The sequence below is a fragment of the Streptomyces sp. NBC_00569 genome (genome assembly GCF_036345255.1).
In the GTDB taxonomy this organism is placed as follows: domain Bacteria; phylum Actinomycetota; class Actinomycetes; order Streptomycetales; family Streptomycetaceae; genus Streptomyces.
On sequence record NZ_CP107783.1, the window covers coordinates 6,596,071 to 6,610,228 of the forward strand.

Sequence of the window (14,158 nt, forward strand, 5' to 3'; positions counted from 1 at the left end):
GGGGTGCGCCGGGGCTCGCGACACGAGGGGGCGCGGCCAATTTGTATCAAGCGCGGGGAGGGTGAAAACAGCTGGGCCGGTGTGATCTGGGCCACGTTCTGTTTGCAGGGTGGGAGTGGGGGTAGGCGGCCCTGATTTTCCGGGGCGCCGGGCCGTGGTCGCGGCCCCGTTCCGGGGGGACCGGCCCCCGTTCCGTACGCCGTGCTACGCGCGTTGTCCGGGGGGTATCAGGCACACTGTGCGGACCCTCACCACTCTGGGGAGCCCATCGTGAACTCCAACGACCCGGCGCATGTGGATCCGCTCGCTCGGCTGCGCACCCCCGCCGATCCGCCCTGCGACGTCTATCTGACGGGGACCGTCTTCCTCGACATCATCTTCACGGGGCTGGACAGCGCCCCCGTGCGGGGCACCGAGTCGTGGGCGCGCGGCATGGGGTCCAGCCCCGGTGGCGTCGCCAACATGGCCACCGCCCTCGCGCGGCTCGGGCTGCGGACGTCGCTGGCCGCCGCCTTCGGGGACGACCACTACGGCGAGTACTGCTGGGACAGCCTGGAGCAGGGCGAGGGTATCGACCTGACGTCGTCGCGGACCGTCGCCGGCTGGCACTCGCCCGTCACCGTCTCCATGGCGTACGAGGGCGAGCGGACCATGGTCAGTCACGGCCACGAGCCGCCGCCGGAGGAGCCCGCCCCCGAGTGCCCGCCGCGGGCGCGGGCCGCCGTCGCGTCCCTGGCCCCCGGGGTGAGCGAGCCCTGGATCGCCACGGCCGCGGGCCGCGGGACGCGGATCTTCGGTGACGTGGGCTGGGACGACACGGGCAGCTGGGACCTGAGCTCCCTCGACGACCTGTCGCGCTGCGAGGCCTTCCTGCCGAACGCCGAGGAAGCCATGCGCTACACCCGTACGTCCTGCCCCCGGGCCGCCGCGCATGCCCTGGCCGAACACGTGCCGCTGGCCGTGGTCACCCTGGGTGCCGAGGGCGCCTACGCCGTGGACGCCCGGAGCGGGGAGACCGCCTCCGTGCCCGCCATCGAGGTAGCCGCACTCGACCCCACCGGCGCAGGGGACGTGTTCGTCGCCGGGTTCGTGACCGGGACGCTCGCGGGGTGGCCGCTGGCCGACCGGCTCGCCTTCGCCGGACTGACCGCGGCCCTGTCCGTGCAGGAGTTCGGCGGATCGCTGTCCGCGCCCGGCTGGTCGGAGATCGCCGCCTGGTGGCGGCATGTGCAGGCCTACGACGACCAGGAGCCCGCGGCCCTGCGCCGGTACGCCTTCCTGGAGGCGCTGCTGCCCGAGGCGAGCCGGCCGTGGCCCCTGCGGCGTGCGGTGCCGACGATCGGCTTCGGGCGGTCCGTGTAGGCCCGCGGAAAAGGCCTACGGCGTTGTCGGTGCACCGTCGTACCCTGGGCAGTGCAAGGCTGTCGACGCGGCGCGAGCCCCCGCACGAGGAGGATGAGCAGGCCTTCAGTGCCGGCCCATGACTCAGACACCCACCGCTCAGGCGCGAGCGCATTTCACGGTCCCGGCGAACCACCCCATGGTGACCGTCCTCGGATCCGGTGACGCGCTCCTTCGCGTGATCGAGAAGGCCTTCCCGGCGGCCGACATCCATGTCCGGGGCAATGAGATCAGCGCTGCGGGCGACGCGAAGGAAGTCGCCCTCATCCAGCGCGTGTTCGACGAGATGATGCTGGTGCTCCGCACCGGACAGCCGATGACGGAGGACGCAGTGGAACGCTCGATCGCCATGCTCAAGGCGAGCGAGAACGGGGAGGGTGACGGCCAGGAGACCCCGGCCGAGGTTCTCACTCAGAACATTCTCTCGTCGCGGGGCCGGACCATCCGTCCGAAGACCCTCAACCAGAAGCGCTACGTCGACGCCATCGACAAGCACACCGTCGTCTTCGGGATCGGCCCCGCCGGTACGGGCAAGACCTATCTCGCGATGGCCAAGGCCGTGCAGGCCCTGCAGTCCAAGCAGGTCAACCGCATCATCCTGACGCGGCCCGCCGTGGAGGCGGGGGAGCGGCTCGGATTCCTGCCGGGCACGCTCTACGAGAAGATCGACCCCTATCTGCGCCCGCTGTACGACGCGCTGCACGACATGCTCGACCCGGACTCCATCCCCCGTCTGATGGCCGCGGGGACCATCGAAGTGGCGCCGCTGGCCTACATGCGAGGCCGCACGCTGAACGACGCCTTCATCATCCTGGACGAGGCGCAGAACACGAGCGCCGAGCAGATGAAGATGTTCCTCACCCGGCTCGGCTTCGACTCGAAGATCGTCGTCACGGGTGACGTGACACAGGTCGACCTGCCGAGCGGCACGAAGAGCGGCCTGCGGCAGGTCCAGGACATCCTGGAGGGCCTCGACGACGTCCACTTCTCGCGGCTCACGTCCCAGGATGTCGTCCGGCACAAGCTCGTCGGCCGTATCGTCGACGCGTACGAGAAGTACGACAGCCAGCACGGCACCGAGAACGGCTCGCACCAGGGCCGCGGCAGAGGGAAGTAGCAAGCACCGCATGTCGATCGACGTCAACAACGAGTCCGGAACCGAGGTCGACGAGCAGGCGATCCTCGACATCGCCCGCTACGCGCTCGCGCGGATGCGCATCCACCCGCTCTCCGAGCTCTCGGTGATCGTCGTGGACGCTGACGCCATGGAGCAGCTGCACGTGCAGTGGATGGACCTGCCGGGGCCCACGGATGTCATGTCGTTCCCGATGGACGAGCTGCGGCCGCCGTCGAAGGACGACGAGGAGCCCCCGCAGGGCCTGCTCGGCGACATCGTGCTGTGCCCGGAGGTCGCGAAGAAGCAGGGCGAGGACGCGCCCACGCAGCACTCCATGGACGAGGAGCTTCAGCTGCTCACCGTGCACGGCGTGCTGCACCTGCTCGGTTACGACCACGAGGAGCCCGACGAGAAGGCCGAGATGTTCGGGCTTCAGGCGGCCATCGTGGACGGGTGGCGTGGTGACAAGGGCCTGACCGGTCCGTCTCCCGCGCCCACCGTGTCATGAGTCCTTCGCTCGTCGCGGGCGCCGTCGCCCTCGTCGTGGTCGCCTGGCTGGCGGCCTGCGCCGAGGCCGGCATCGCCCGCACCTCCAGCTTCCGCGCCGAGGAGGCCGTCCGGTCCGGGCGGCGCGGCAGCGACCGGCTCGCCCAGGTGGCCGCCGACCCGACCCGCTATCTGAACGTGGCCCTGCTGGTCAGGGTCGCCTGCGAGATGGCCGCCGCCTCACTGGTCACGTACGCCTGTCTCCAGGAGTTCGACGCGACCTGGGAGGCGCTGGCCGTCGCCATCGGCGTGATGGTGCTCGTCTCGTACGTGGCCGTCGGCGTCTCGCCCCGCACCATCGGGCGCCAGCACCCGCTGAACACGGCCACGGCCGCCGCGTACGTGCTGCTGCCGCTGGCCCGGATCATGGGGCCCATTCCGCCGCTGCTCATCCTCATCGGCAACGCCCTGACCCCCGGAAAGGGGTTCAGGCGCGGGCCCTTCGCCTCCGAGGCCGAGCTGCGCGCCATGGTCGACCTCGCCGAGAAGGAGTCCCTCATCGAGGACGAGGAGCGCCGCATGGTGCACTCCGTCTTCGAGCTGGGGGACACCCTGGTCCGCGAAGTCATGGTCCCCCGCACCGACTTGGTCGCCATCGAGCGGTACAAGACGATCCGGCAGGCGCTCACGCTGGCGCTGCGGTCCGGGTTCTCCCGCATCCCGGTCACCGGCGAGAGCGAGGACGACGTCGTCGGCATCGTGTATCTCAAGGACCTGGCGCGCAAGACGCACATCAGCAGGGACGCCGAGAGCGAGCTCGTCTCGACCGCGATGCGGCCCGCCACGTTCGTGCCCGACACGAAGAACGCGGGCGACCTCCTGCGCGAGATGCAGCAGCTGCGCAACCACGTCGCCGTCGTGATCGACGAGTACGGCGGCACCGCGGGCATCGTCACCATCGAGGACATCCTCGAGGAGATCGTCGGCGAGATCACCGACGAGTACGACCGCGAACTCCCGCCGGTGCAGGACCTCGGCGACGAACGCTTCCGCGTGACCGCCCGCCTCGACATCGGCGACCTCGGCGAGCTGTACGGCATCGAGGAGTACGACGACGAGGACGTGGAGACCGTCGGCGGGCTCCTCGCCAAGGCGCTCGGCCGCGTGCCGATCGCGGAGGCCTCGTCCGTCGTCGAACTGCCCGACGGGCGGGCGCTGCGGCTCACCGCGGAGGCCGCCGCGGGCCGGCGCAACAAGATCGTGACCGTGCTCGTGGAGCCGGTGGGCGCAGAGGGGGAGTGACGTCGTGACGCCGCAGGAGCTGCGCACCTTGTGTCTGTCGTTCAACGCGGCCGTCGAGGAGTTCCCGTTCAACCCCGACACGTCCGTCTTCAAGGTCCTGGGCAAGCTCTTCGCCCTGACGAACCTGGACGCGCGGCCCCTCACCGTCAACCTCAAGTGCGATCCCGAGGACGCGGTGCGCCTGCGCGCCGAGCACGATGCGGTCGTGCCCGGCTGGCACATGAACAAGCGGCACTGGAACACGGTGACCGTCGGCGAACTCCCGGACAGGATGGTCCGCGAGCTCGTGGAGGACTCGTACGACCTCGTGGTGGCCGGCCTGCCGAGGGCCGAGCGCCTCAAGCTCGACCGTGGCTGACGACAGCACGGCGGCGCACCGCCGGCGGGAGCTGCGCGAGTTCCTGGGCCCATCGAGTCGACGTCCCTGACGGTGCCCGCCAGGGCCCGCCGGGCCCGACCTCACGATCATCCTGCGCGCGCCGCTGCCGGAGTGGCCGGCGGCGCCGGAGGGGTGGCGTGGGGCCGTGCACCCCGTTGCCGGGTGTGCGTCGTGGCGTTCCTTATGCTCACCCCATGACTGAGAGCAACGACCTCACCGCCGAGGACCGCAAGATCGTCACGCTGGCGCGCAGCGCCCGCGCTCGCAACGGTGTGCCCGAGGGGGCCGCCGTACGGGACGAGACGGGGCGCACGTACGTGGCGGGGACCGTCTCGCTGGACTCCCTGAAGCTTTCCGCGCTGCGGACCGCCGTCGCGATGGCCGTGGCTTCGGGGGCGCAGTCGCTGGAGGCCGCCGCCGTCGTCTCCGACGGCCCGGAGGTCGACGGGGAGGATCTGGCGGCGGTGCGGGATCTCGGCGGCGCGGGTACGCCGGTGTTCCTCGCGGGGCCCGACGGCGTGGTGCACGGGGCCGTGGCCGCCGGCTGAGACAGCCGGCCCCGGGCCGGAGCGGCTACACCGCGTCCGGCCCCCGCTCGCCCGTCCGTACACGGACGACGGTCTCCACCGGGACCGCCCACACCTTGCCGTCACCGATCTTCCCGGTCTGCGCCGCGCTCACGATCGCGTCGATGACCGGGTCGAGGTCCGCGTCCTCGATGACGACCTCGATCCGGATCTTGGGGACGAGGTCGATCCGGTACTCGGCCCCGCGGTAGACCTCGGTGTGGCCGCGCTGGCGCCCGTACCCGCTGGCCTCCGTGACGGTCAGGCCCTGCACGCCGAGCTCCTGGAGCGCGGTCTTCACCTCGTCCAGGCGGAACGGCTTGACGATCGCGGTCACGAGCTTCATGCGGGGGGCTCCTTCGACAGGGCGGAGTGGGCGGTGTGCGGGGCGGGGTGTCCGGCTTGGACGCCGTGATCGTAGGCGCTCTCCGCGTGCACCGTCTGGTCGAGGCCCGTCAGCTCCTCGTCGGCGGAGGCCCGGAAGCCCATCGCCCGGTCGATCGCCTTGCCGATCCCGTACGTCACCAGGAACGTGTACGCCGCGACGGTGAGCACGGCGAGCGCCTGCCTGCCGAGCTGCCCGAACCCGCCCCCGTAGAACAGGCCCTCCTTGCCGCCGGTCATCGTGGCCGTCGCGAACAGGCCGATCAGCAGGGTGCCGACGACCCCGCCGACGAAGTGCACACCGACGACGTCCAGCGAGTCGTCGTAGTCGAAGCGGAACTTCCACGCGACGGCGTACGAGCAGACGACGCCCGCCACCAGACCCACCACGCAGGCGCCCAGCACGCCGACCACGCCGCATGCCGGGGTGATCGCGACCAGGCCGGCGACGGCACCGGACGCGGCGCCGAACGTCGTGGGGTGACCGTCGCGCTTGTGCTCCACGAAGAGCCAGCCGAGCAGGCCGGTGCAGCCCGCGATCAGCGTGTTGAGGACGGAGGCGGCCGCCACACCGTTCGCGGCGAGCGCCGAGCCGCCGTTGAAGCCGAGCCAGCCGAACCAGAGCAGACCCGCGCCCGTCATCACCATCGGCAGGTTGTGCGGGCGCATCGCCTCCTTCTTGAAGCCGAGACGCGGGCCCAGGACCAGGCACAGGGCCAGACCGGACGCGCCCGAGGCGATCTCCACGACGAGGCCGCCCGCGAAGTCGAGCCCGCCGAGCGACTGCGAGATCCAGCCGCCGGGACCCCACACCCAGTGCGCCACGGGAACGTATACGAGCAGCGTCCACACCGGTACGAACACCAGCCAGGCCGCGAACTTCGTGCGGTCCGCGACCGCGCCGCTGATCAGCGCGGCCGTCAGGAACGCGAAGGTGAGCTCGAAGGTGGAGAACAGGAACGTGGGGACCGTGCCGGTCAGGCTGTGCGGGGTGATGCCCGCCATGCCCGCGTGCTCCAGACCGCCGATGAGGCCCGCGAACGCGTCGTCGCCGAACGCGAGCGAGTAGCCGGCGACCAGCCAGACGACGGTGACCAGCGCGATCGACACGAACGACATCAGCAGCATGTTCAGGACGCTCTTCGTGCGGACCATGCCGCCGTAGAAGAGGGCCAGGCCCGGCGTCATCAGGAGGACGAGCGCGGTCGCGGCCAGCAGCCACGCGGTGTCGCCTGTGTCGAGGCCGGCGGCGGCCAGCGGCGCGTTCTCGGTCAGCACGGGGGTCTCCTCGGGCGTGGGGGCGGACGACGAGCCTCACCGCCGTGCGTTTCCGTTCGCTGACCCGCGCGTTTCCGTGGTGTTTCGTGTTGCGCGGGGGTTTCGGGGGCCTCACGGTGGACCGGCTTGCCCCGCAGGTGCGGCAGGGCGCGATGGATCAGGGACAATGGGCGCCATGAGCGTTCGTACCCAGTCATCCGAGCCGTCCGGGGAAGCGTCCCACCGGGCCGGCTTCGCCTGCTTCGTCGGCCGCCCCAACGCGGGCAAGTCCACCCTCACGAATGCTCTGGTCGGCAAGAAGGTCGCGATCACCGCGGACCAGCCGCAGACCACGCGGCACACGGTGCGCGGCATCGTGCACCGGCCCGACGCCCAGCTGATCCTGGTCGACACCCCGGGCCTGCACAAACCGCGCACGCTGCTGGGCCAGCGGCTCAACGACGTCGTGCGCACGACGTGGGCCGAGGTCGACGTCATCGGCTTCTGCCTGCCCGCGAACGAGAAGCTCGGCCCCGGCGACCGCTTCATCGCCAAGGAGCTCGCCTCCATCAAGAAGACGCCGAAGGTCGCGATCGTCACCAAGACCGACCTGGTCGACAGCAAGCAGCTCGCCGAGCAGCTCATCGCCATCGACCAGCTCGGCAAGGAGCTCGGCTTCGAGTGGGCGGAGATCGTGCCCGTCTCGGCCGTCGGCGACAAGCAGGTCGGCCTGCTCGCCGACCTGCTCGTCCCGCTGCTGCCGAAGGGACCCGCGCTCTACCCGGAGGGCGACCTCACGGACGAGCCCGAGCAGGTCATGGTGGCGGAGCTGATCCGCGAGGCCGCGCTGGAGGGTGTGCGTGACGAGCTGCCGCACTCCATCGCCGTCGTCGTCGAGGAGATGCTGCCGCGCGAGGACCGCCCGGCGGACAGGCCGCTCCTCGACATCCACGCCTTCGTCTACATCGAGCGCCCCAGCCAGAAGGGCATCATCATCGGCCCGAAGGGCAAGCGCCTCAAGGACGTGGGCATCAAGTCCCGCAAGCAGATCGAGGCCCTCCTCGGCACCCCCGTCTTCCTGGACCTGCACGTGAAGGTCGCGAAGGACTGGCAGCGCGACCCGAGGCAGCTGCGCAAGCTGGGGTTCTGAGGCGGGGTCTGCGACGGGTGCGCGAGCCCGGTCTTCCAGGTCCCTGAGGCGCTAGCTCTCGTACGTGCTCGGGGTCAGGTCCTGGAGGCCCACGACCCTCAGCAGCTCCAGGCGTTCGTACGCCTCCGTGCCCGGTCGTGCCGAGTGCACGACGAGCTGCTGGTCGTGGCCGTCGCTGAGCAGTACCTCGCAGTCGAGGTCGAGGGCGCCGACCACGGGGTGCAGGAAGCGCTTCGGCGAGGGGCGGCGCACCACGACGTCGTGGGACTGCCACAGCTCCTCGAACTCCTTTGATCCGGCGCGCAGTTCGGCCACCAGGGCGGCCGGGCCCGGGTCGTCCGGGCGGGCCGCGGCGACCTTCCGCAGGCTCGCCACGTGGGCGCGGGCGTGCGCCTCGTGGTTCTCGGGCGGGAACATGGGCCGGGTCGCCGGGTTCGTGAACCAGTCGCGGATCACGTTCCTGCCGGTGTGGTCGCCGGTCAGGGCCACCGACATCGTGTTCTGGGCGAGCATCTCGCCCCAGTCGCTGATCACCGACGCCGGGAGATCGTGCAGCCGGTCCAGAATCAGCAGCAGCCCAGGCCGCACATGCCCGGAGGAACGGCCAGGACGGGGCGGCTCCTCGCCCGCCAGATGGAACAGATGGTCGCGCTCGGCGTCGTCGAGGCGCAGCGCACGGGCCAGCGCCGTCAGCATCTGCCGTGACGGATGGGAGCCGCGGCGCTGCTCCAGGCGCGTGTAGTAGTCCGTGGACATCCCGGCGAGCTGTGCCACCTCCTCGCGGCGCAGCCCCGGCGTGCGGCGCCGCGAGCCCGCGGTCAGGCCCACGTCGGAGGGCGCCAGGCGGGCGCGGGAGCGGCGCAGGAAGTCGGCGAGTTCGGCTCGGTTCACCTCTTCAGGATCGCTCGTAACCGGTCGCGCAACCAGGGAGCGCCAGTCCCCGGATAACCGCGTCTCTCCCGCCCTGCGCGCCGAGCGCGCAGGCTCAGGACATGGCTACGAACACGAGGAGGCGGCCATGCTGACACTGGTGACAGGTGCGACGGGCAAGGTCGGGCAGCGGTTCGTGCCGCGACTGCTGCAGAACCCGGCGCCGGGCGACCAGGTGCGGGTGCTCGTACGGGACGCGGCACGAGGCGAGCGGTTCGCCGCACTGGGCGCGGACGTGGTCGTCGGAGATCTGCGGGACGCGGACGTGCTCGGCAAGGCGACGGCCGGGGCGGACGCCGTGGTGAACGTCGCCGCGGCCTTCCGCGGAGTGCCCGACGAGGAGGCGCGGGCGGTCAACAGGGACGCCGCGATCGAGCTGGCCCGGGCCTCCGTGGCCTCGGGCGTGCGGCGGTTCGTGCAGGTCAGCACGGGTCTGGTGTACGGCAGCGGGCGCGGCCGGCCGCTGGTCGAGGACGACGGGACGGTGCCGGGCGGCCACCTGTGGGGCGCCTACCCCGAGTCGAAGTGGGAGGCGGAGCGCGCGCTGCGGGCGATGGAGGGCCTCGACGACCTCCGCATCGCCCGGCTGCCCTTCGTGTACGGAGACGGGGATTCGCACCTGGCCGACGTGACGCAGATGGCGACGAACTGGCCCGCCATGCAGCGCCTGCACATGGGCCACCACGCGGACGTCGCCCAGGGTCTGCGACGGCTGCTGTACGCGCCGGGCGCGCACGGCGTCTACAACATCGCCGACGACGCCCCGGTCACCCTGGTCGACGTGCTTCAGCTCAACGGTGTGCCGGTGCCGCCGGAGGCGTACGACAAGGTGGACCCGGACCCGTGGGCCGCCGTCATGTCGACGGCCCGCATCCGCCGCGAACTGGGCTTCCGCCCGTTCTTCCCGTCCGTGTGGACGGCGCTGGACGCCGGCGCGCTGTAGGCACCGCCCGTCAGGCCACCGACCGGATCCGCCGCACCAGGAGCGCTCCCGCGAGCCCGATCACCGCCGCGACCAGGTACAGGGCGCGGTAGCCGCCGAGGTACGTGACGATCGGCGCGGCGAGCGCGGGTGCGGCGACCTGGGGCAGGGAGTTGGCGACATTGATGACGCCCAGGTCCCTGCCCCGGTCCATGGCCCTGGGCAGGACGTCCGTCATCAGCGCGAAGTCGACCGAGGTGAAGACGCCGAAGCCGACGCCGAGGACGGCCGCCGCGACGATCGCGCCGGGCCAGGTCTGCCAGCCGGACAGCGCGGCCGTCGCCGCCGCCATCAGGACGCCCGACCAGATCACGAAGGGCTTGCGGCGCCCCACCCGGTCGGAGGCGGCCCCGGCCACGACGACGGTGCACAGCAGGGTCACGCCGTTGACCGCCGTCAGGATCAGCACGCCCTGGTCGGGGTCGCCGTAGTGGAGGCGGTCGCGCAGGTAGTAGAGGAGGTACAGGAGCACCAGCGCGTTGCTGAGGTTGATCAGGAAGCGGGTCAGCCAGGCCCACCCGAGGTCGGGGTGGCGGCGAGGGCTCAGCCAGAACCCGGCCAGAAAGGTCCGCCAGGCCCACGGCGGCCGGTCCGCCGGGGCGAGCCGCAGGTCCGGATGGCGCAGCACGTACGGCAGGACGCCCACCAGGGCGAACACCGCGCACGCCGTGTACCCGGCGCCGACCCCGCCCACGACGGTCGCGAGCCCCGTGCCGACGACCACGCCCAGGATCTGCGCGGCCCCCAGCCAGCCGCCCACCGCGCCGCGCTGGAGCCGCGGCACCCGGTCGGGCACGGCCGCCGTCACCGCGGCGAAGGCCGCGTTCAGCGTCAGCTGCACCAGGCACCAGCCGGCCGCCATCGTCCACACGGACCCGGCCCCCGCCAGCAGGAGCAGCGCACACGCGCCGCCGCCCGCGCCCGCCACGATCCACGGCGTACGCCGCCCGAACCGCGACACCGTACGGTCCGAGAGCGCGCCGAAGAACGGGTTCGCGGCGAGCGACACCACGGCGCCCACCCCGGTCACCCACGCGAGCAGTGTCTCCTTGGACATGCCGGTGCCGGGTGCGAAGTCCTCGGCCTGGAGGGCGAGCAGGATCTGCAGGGGCCCGTACCAGCCGACCCAGATCGCCCCGTTGGCCAGCGACAGCGCGGCCGTCCAGCCGCGCCCGACCCGCTCGACGGGCTCGTCGAGCGCCGCGACGGCGGCCGTCATGCGCGCTGCGCCCGCAGCACGTCCCGCAGCCAGTGGTACGACGCCTTCGGTGTGCGCTCCAGGGTCGTGTAGTCGACGTGGACGAGGCCGAAGCGGCGCGCGTAGCCCTCCGCCCACTCGAAGTTGTCCATCAGCGACCACACGAAGTAGCCGCGCACGTCGACCCCCGCCTCCAGCGCGCGGTGCAGGGCCCGCAGATGGCCGTCCAGGTACGCGATCCGCTCCTGGTCGTCCACCCCCTCGTAACTGCAGCCGTTCTCGGTGATGACGAGGGGCGGGAGCCGGTCGCCGTAGCGGTCGCGGAAGGCGAGGAGGAGCTCGGTGAGCGCTTCGGGGACCACCGGCCAGCCGAAGTCCGTGACGGGGTATCCCTCGATCTCCCGTGGGGAGAAGGGGAGTTCGGGCGGCAGGGTGAGGCCGGAGAACTCCGTCGCCTCGCCGGAGGTGAGCGGCGCGCCCACCTTGGTCGGCTGGTAGAAGTTGATTCCGTACCAGTCGACGGGCTCCGCGATCACCTTCAGATCGGCGACCACATCGCCCGGCATCAGGTCGCCGATGCCCTCCGGGTAGGCGCCGAGGAGCAGCGGGTCGGCGAAGAGCCGGTTGAGGAGCACGTCGTAGAAGTCCGCGGCCTCGCGGTCGGCGGGGTCGTCGGAGGCGGGCCAGGTCGGGCCGTGCGAGTTCGCGATCCCGATGTCCGTGGCGCCGGCCGCGCGCAGCGCCCGTACGGCGAGGCCGTGGGCGAGGAGCTGGTGGTGGGCCACCGGCAGCGCGTCGAACAGGAGCTGCCTGCCGGGCGCGTGCTGGCCGAGCGCGTGGCCGAGAAGAGTGTGCTCGGCGGGCTCGTTGAGGGTGATCCACTTCTGTACACGGTCGCCGATGCGGTCCGCGACCTGCGCCGCGTAGTCCGCGAAGAGCGACGCCGTGTCCCGCTTCAGCCAGCCGCCCGCCTCCTCCACGGACAGCGGGGTGTCCCAGTGGAAGAGTGTCGGCACGGGCTGTACGCCCGCCGCGCACAGCGCGTCGACGAGACGGTCGTAGAAGTCGAGGCCGCCCGGCGACATGACCCGCGGCCAGGACACGGAGAAGCGGTACGCCCCGACCCCGAGGCCGGCGATCAGCGCCACGTCCTCGCCGTAACGGTGGTAGTGGTCGCAGGCGACGGCGGCTGTCGAGCCGTCCTTCACCCGCCCCGGCTGTGCCGTGAACGCGTCCCACACCGAGGGGACGCGTGCGTCGGTGGCGCCCTCGATCTGGTGGGCCGAGGTGGACACGCCCCACAGGAAGTCGTGCGGGAACTGAGGTACCGGTTCGCTCGCTGCCATGCGCGCGATCATGCGTACCGACGGTAACGGAAGTCAACGCCCGTGCAGGAAAAGGTCGTTGCACCCCCCGGAAGGCCGCTACGCCCCTTCCTTGAGGACCCGCGAGATCAGCCCCCGCTGCTCGTCCGTGAGCCGCGGGTCCGCGCAGTGCACGGTCTTCCCGTCCACCGTGATCGTGTAGCTGAACCCGTCCGGCACCCCCATCGGCGGCGTGTCCTGGCCCCCGGCCAGCGCCTGCTCGGCCAGGGCGTGCCACTCGTGGGCGTCGGCGCGGCCCGAGGTGTCGACCTCGGCCCGCCGCTCGATCCCGGCGAATCCTCCGGTACGGATGACCTGAATACGCATGGGACCTGTCTACTCCAGCGGCCGCCCGCTGCCCAGCCGGGCGGCCGCCGGGCTTCGTGCCTGCCGGCCCTACGCCGTCGGAACGCCGACCTGCGACCAGGCCTTCTGGACGGACTCCAGCTCCTCGCCGTCCTTGAAGCGGGTGCGCGCCGCCTTCACCGTCAGCTTCGCGAAGTCCGCGAAGGACGCGTCCTGCGCCAGCTCGCCGCCGGTCAGGACGTCGTACCAGATCTGCCCGGCCCGCTCCCACGCGTTGCCGCCGAGCGCCACGGCCAGCAGGTAGAAGGCGTGGTTCGGGATGCCGGAGTTGATGTGCACGCCGCCGTTGTCGCTGCTCGTCCGCACGAAGTGGTCCATGTCGGCGGGCTGCGGGTCCTTGCCGAGCACGTCGTCGTCGTACGCCGTGCCGGGCGCCTTCATGGAGCGCAGCGCCTTGCCGGTGACGCGCGGCGCGAGGAGGCCCGCGCCGATCAGCCAGTCGGCGTCGGCGGCGCTCTGGCCGAGCGAGTACTGCTTGATCAGGGAGCCGAAGACGTCCGAGACCGACTCGTTCAGGGCGCCCGGCTGCCCGAAGTAGGTGAGGTTGGCCGTGTACTGGGTGACGCCGTGCGTCAGCTCGTGGCCGATCACGTCGACCGGGATGGTGAAGTCGAGGAAGATCTCGCCGTCCCCGTCGCCGAACACCATCTGCTCGCCGTTCCAGAACGCGTTGTTGTAGTCGTTGTCGAAGTGCACGGACGCGTTCAGCGGCAGACCGCTGCCGTCGATGGAGTCGCGGGCGAACTTCTCCAGGTACAGCGCGAAGGTCGCGCCGAGCCCCGCGTACGCGCGGCTGACGGTCGCGTCCTTGCCGGGCTCGTCGCCCTCGCCGCGGACCTTCGTGCCCGGCAGCTCGGTGCGGTGGCCCGCGTCGAAGACCGTGCGGTGCGGCTTGTGCTCGACGGCGCCCGCGGGCGCGGCCACCGAGGGGGCGCCGATCACGGTGGTCAGACGGCGGCGCGTGCGCTCCAGGGCGTCGCGTTCCAGGGTGCGGCGGGCCGGTGCCGAGAGCGCGGGGTCACCGGACCGGGCGGCCTTGTCGAGGATGTGGGGCGGCACGATGGTGCAGAAGACGGGCTCGAAGCCCTTACGGTTCACGATCATGTGCGGCAATGTGGCACTGCGTGACCTCACTGTCACTACCTGCGGCCAGGATTAATGAAATAGAGGGATTCGTCACCTCTTGCCCGTTACCTGACGCCGGTCCCGCATACTGATACACACCCGCGTCCCTCCCACGGCTGGGCTAGGCTGCGACGCATCATGCGTTACGGGC

General features: G+C 71.5%; 15 protein-coding genes. 8 read left to right on the forward strand and 7 right to left on the reverse strand.

Annotation, left to right across the window (positions count from 1 at the left end; all coding sequences use genetic code 11):
- The first annotated feature begins 270 nt into the window (after nt 1–270).
- From OHO83_RS29650 to OHO83_RS29675, 6 genes are all read left to right on the forward strand, one after another.
- Nucleotides 271–1,362: a carbohydrate kinase family protein gene (locus OHO83_RS29650; protein ID WP_329435301.1), complete on the forward strand. Its 1,092-nt coding sequence runs from the start codon at nt 271–273 to the stop codon at nt 1,360–1,362.
- A 118-nt stretch (nt 1,363–1,480) separates the two neighbouring features.
- On the forward strand, nt 1,481–2,518 hold the full coding sequence (locus tag OHO83_RS29655; RefSeq protein WP_266670412.1) for a PhoH family protein: 1,038 nt from the start codon (nt 1,481–1,483) through the stop codon (nt 2,516–2,518).
- 10 nt (nt 2,519–2,528) lie between these two features.
- A complete protein-coding gene (gene ybeY / locus OHO83_RS29660) occupies nt 2,529–3,026 on the forward strand; it encodes an rRNA maturation RNase YbeY (RefSeq protein ID WP_116513047.1) in 498 nt (165 codons plus the stop codon).
- The gene (locus tag OHO83_RS29665; protein WP_266670410.1) at nt 3,023–4,306 is read left to right on the forward strand and encodes a hemolysin family protein; all 1,284 of its coding nucleotides are present in this window, start codon (nt 3,023–3,025) and stop codon (nt 4,304–4,306) included. The genes ybeY and OHO83_RS29665 overlap by 4 nt, the downstream gene beginning before the upstream one ends.
- Nucleotides 4,307–4,310: 4 nt before the next feature.
- Entirely contained in the window at nt 4,311–4,664 is a 354-nt protein-coding gene (locus OHO83_RS29670; protein ID WP_266670408.1) for an MmcQ/YjbR family DNA-binding protein, read from the forward strand.
- A gap of 215 nt (nt 4,665–4,879) precedes the next feature.
- Nucleotides 4,880–5,233, forward strand: a complete 354-nt coding sequence (locus OHO83_RS29675; protein WP_266564390.1) for a cytidine deaminase — start codon at nt 4,880–4,882, stop codon at nt 5,231–5,233.
- A gap of 25 nt (nt 5,234–5,258) precedes the next feature.
- Here the strand turns inward: OHO83_RS29675 and OHO83_RS29680 are convergent, their stop codons facing one another.
- Both OHO83_RS29680 and OHO83_RS29685 read right to left on the reverse strand, forming a co-directional pair.
- Nucleotides 5,259–5,597: a P-II family nitrogen regulator gene (locus OHO83_RS29680; RefSeq protein ID WP_266670405.1), complete on the reverse strand. Its 339-nt coding sequence runs from the start codon at nt 5,595–5,597 to the stop codon at nt 5,259–5,261.
- Nucleotides 5,594–6,910, reverse strand: coding sequence for an ammonium transporter (locus OHO83_RS29685; RefSeq protein WP_382473643.1), 1,317 nt, complete (start codon nt 6,908–6,910; stop codon nt 5,594–5,596). Before OHO83_RS29685 ends, OHO83_RS29680 begins: the two co-directional genes overlap by 4 nt.
- A 169-nt stretch (nt 6,911–7,079) precedes the next feature.
- Between OHO83_RS29685 and era the strand changes: the two genes are divergently transcribed.
- Nucleotides 7,080–8,042: a GTPase Era gene (era, locus tag OHO83_RS29690; RefSeq protein ID WP_266670401.1), complete on the forward strand. Its 963-nt coding sequence runs from the start codon at nt 7,080–7,082 to the stop codon at nt 8,040–8,042.
- A 51-nt stretch (nt 8,043–8,093) separates the two neighbouring features.
- Here the strand turns inward: era and OHO83_RS29695 are convergent, their stop codons facing one another.
- Nucleotides 8,094–8,933: a helix-turn-helix transcriptional regulator gene (locus OHO83_RS29695; protein ID WP_266670399.1), complete on the reverse strand. Its 840-nt coding sequence runs from the start codon at nt 8,931–8,933 to the stop codon at nt 8,094–8,096.
- A 127-nt stretch (nt 8,934–9,060) separates the two neighbouring features.
- On the opposite strand from OHO83_RS29695, the gene OHO83_RS29700 reads away from it, so the two are divergent.
- On the forward strand, nt 9,061–9,915 hold the full coding sequence (locus OHO83_RS29700) for an NAD-dependent epimerase/dehydratase family protein (RefSeq protein ID WP_266670397.1): 855 nt from the start codon (nt 9,061–9,063) through the stop codon (nt 9,913–9,915).
- A gap of 10 nt (nt 9,916–9,925) precedes the next feature.
- Here OHO83_RS29700 and OHO83_RS29705 read toward each other — a convergent pair whose 3' ends face one another.
- The 4 genes from OHO83_RS29705 to OHO83_RS29720 form a co-directional block, all read right to left on the reverse strand.
- Nucleotides 9,926–11,173, reverse strand: coding sequence for an MFS transporter (locus OHO83_RS29705; protein ID WP_330279984.1), 1,248 nt, complete (start codon nt 11,171–11,173; stop codon nt 9,926–9,928).
- Entirely contained in the window at nt 11,170–12,510 is a 1,341-nt protein-coding gene (locus tag OHO83_RS29710) for a GH1 family beta-glucosidase (protein ID WP_266670393.1), read from the reverse strand. Before OHO83_RS29710 ends, OHO83_RS29705 begins: the two co-directional genes overlap by 4 nt.
- A 66-nt stretch (nt 12,511–12,576) precedes the next feature.
- The gene (locus tag OHO83_RS29715; protein ID WP_266670391.1) at nt 12,577–12,843 is read right to left on the reverse strand and encodes a protealysin inhibitor emfourin; all 267 of its coding nucleotides are present in this window, start codon (nt 12,841–12,843) and stop codon (nt 12,577–12,579) included.
- A 69-nt stretch (nt 12,844–12,912) separates the two neighbouring features.
- Nucleotides 12,913–13,986, reverse strand: a complete 1,074-nt coding sequence (locus tag OHO83_RS29720) for a M4 family metallopeptidase (RefSeq protein ID WP_329435304.1) — start codon at nt 13,984–13,986, stop codon at nt 12,913–12,915.
- Between the last annotated feature and the right edge of the window lie 172 nt (nt 13,987–14,158).

Coding starts and splice junctions, on each gene's coding strand:
- OHO83_RS29655 (WP_266670412.1), top strand. CDS start 1,481: ATGACTCAGACACCCACCGCTCAGGCGCGAGCGCATTTCACGGTCCCG.
- OHO83_RS29665 (WP_266670410.1), top strand. CDS start 3,023: ATGAGTCCTTCGCTCGTCGCGGGCGCCGTCGCCCTCGTCGTGGTCGCC.
- OHO83_RS29715 (WP_266670391.1), bottom strand. CDS start 12,843: ATGCGTATTCAGGTCATCCGTACCGGAGGATTCGCCGGGATCGAGCGG.
- OHO83_RS29720 (WP_329435304.1), bottom strand. CDS start 13,986: ATGATCGTGAACCGTAAGGGCTTCGAGCCCGTCTTCTGCACCATCGTG.
- OHO83_RS29705 (WP_330279984.1), bottom strand. CDS start 11,173: ATGACGGCCGCCGTCGCGGCGCTCGACGAGCCCGTCGAGCGGGTCGGG.
- OHO83_RS29675 (WP_266564390.1), top strand. CDS start 4,880: ATGACTGAGAGCAACGACCTCACCGCCGAGGACCGCAAGATCGTCACG.
- era (WP_266670401.1), top strand. CDS start 7,080: ATGGGCGCCATGAGCGTTCGTACCCAGTCATCCGAGCCGTCCGGGGAA.
- ybeY (WP_116513047.1), top strand. CDS start 2,529: ATGTCGATCGACGTCAACAACGAGTCCGGAACCGAGGTCGACGAGCAG.
- OHO83_RS29710 (WP_266670393.1), bottom strand. CDS start 12,510: ATGATCGCGCGCATGGCAGCGAGCGAACCGGTACCTCAGTTCCCGCAC.
- OHO83_RS29680 (WP_266670405.1), bottom strand. CDS start 5,597: ATGAAGCTCGTGACCGCGATCGTCAAGCCGTTCCGCCTGGACGAGGTG.
- OHO83_RS29700 (WP_266670397.1), top strand. CDS start 9,061: ATGCTGACACTGGTGACAGGTGCGACGGGCAAGGTCGGGCAGCGGTTC.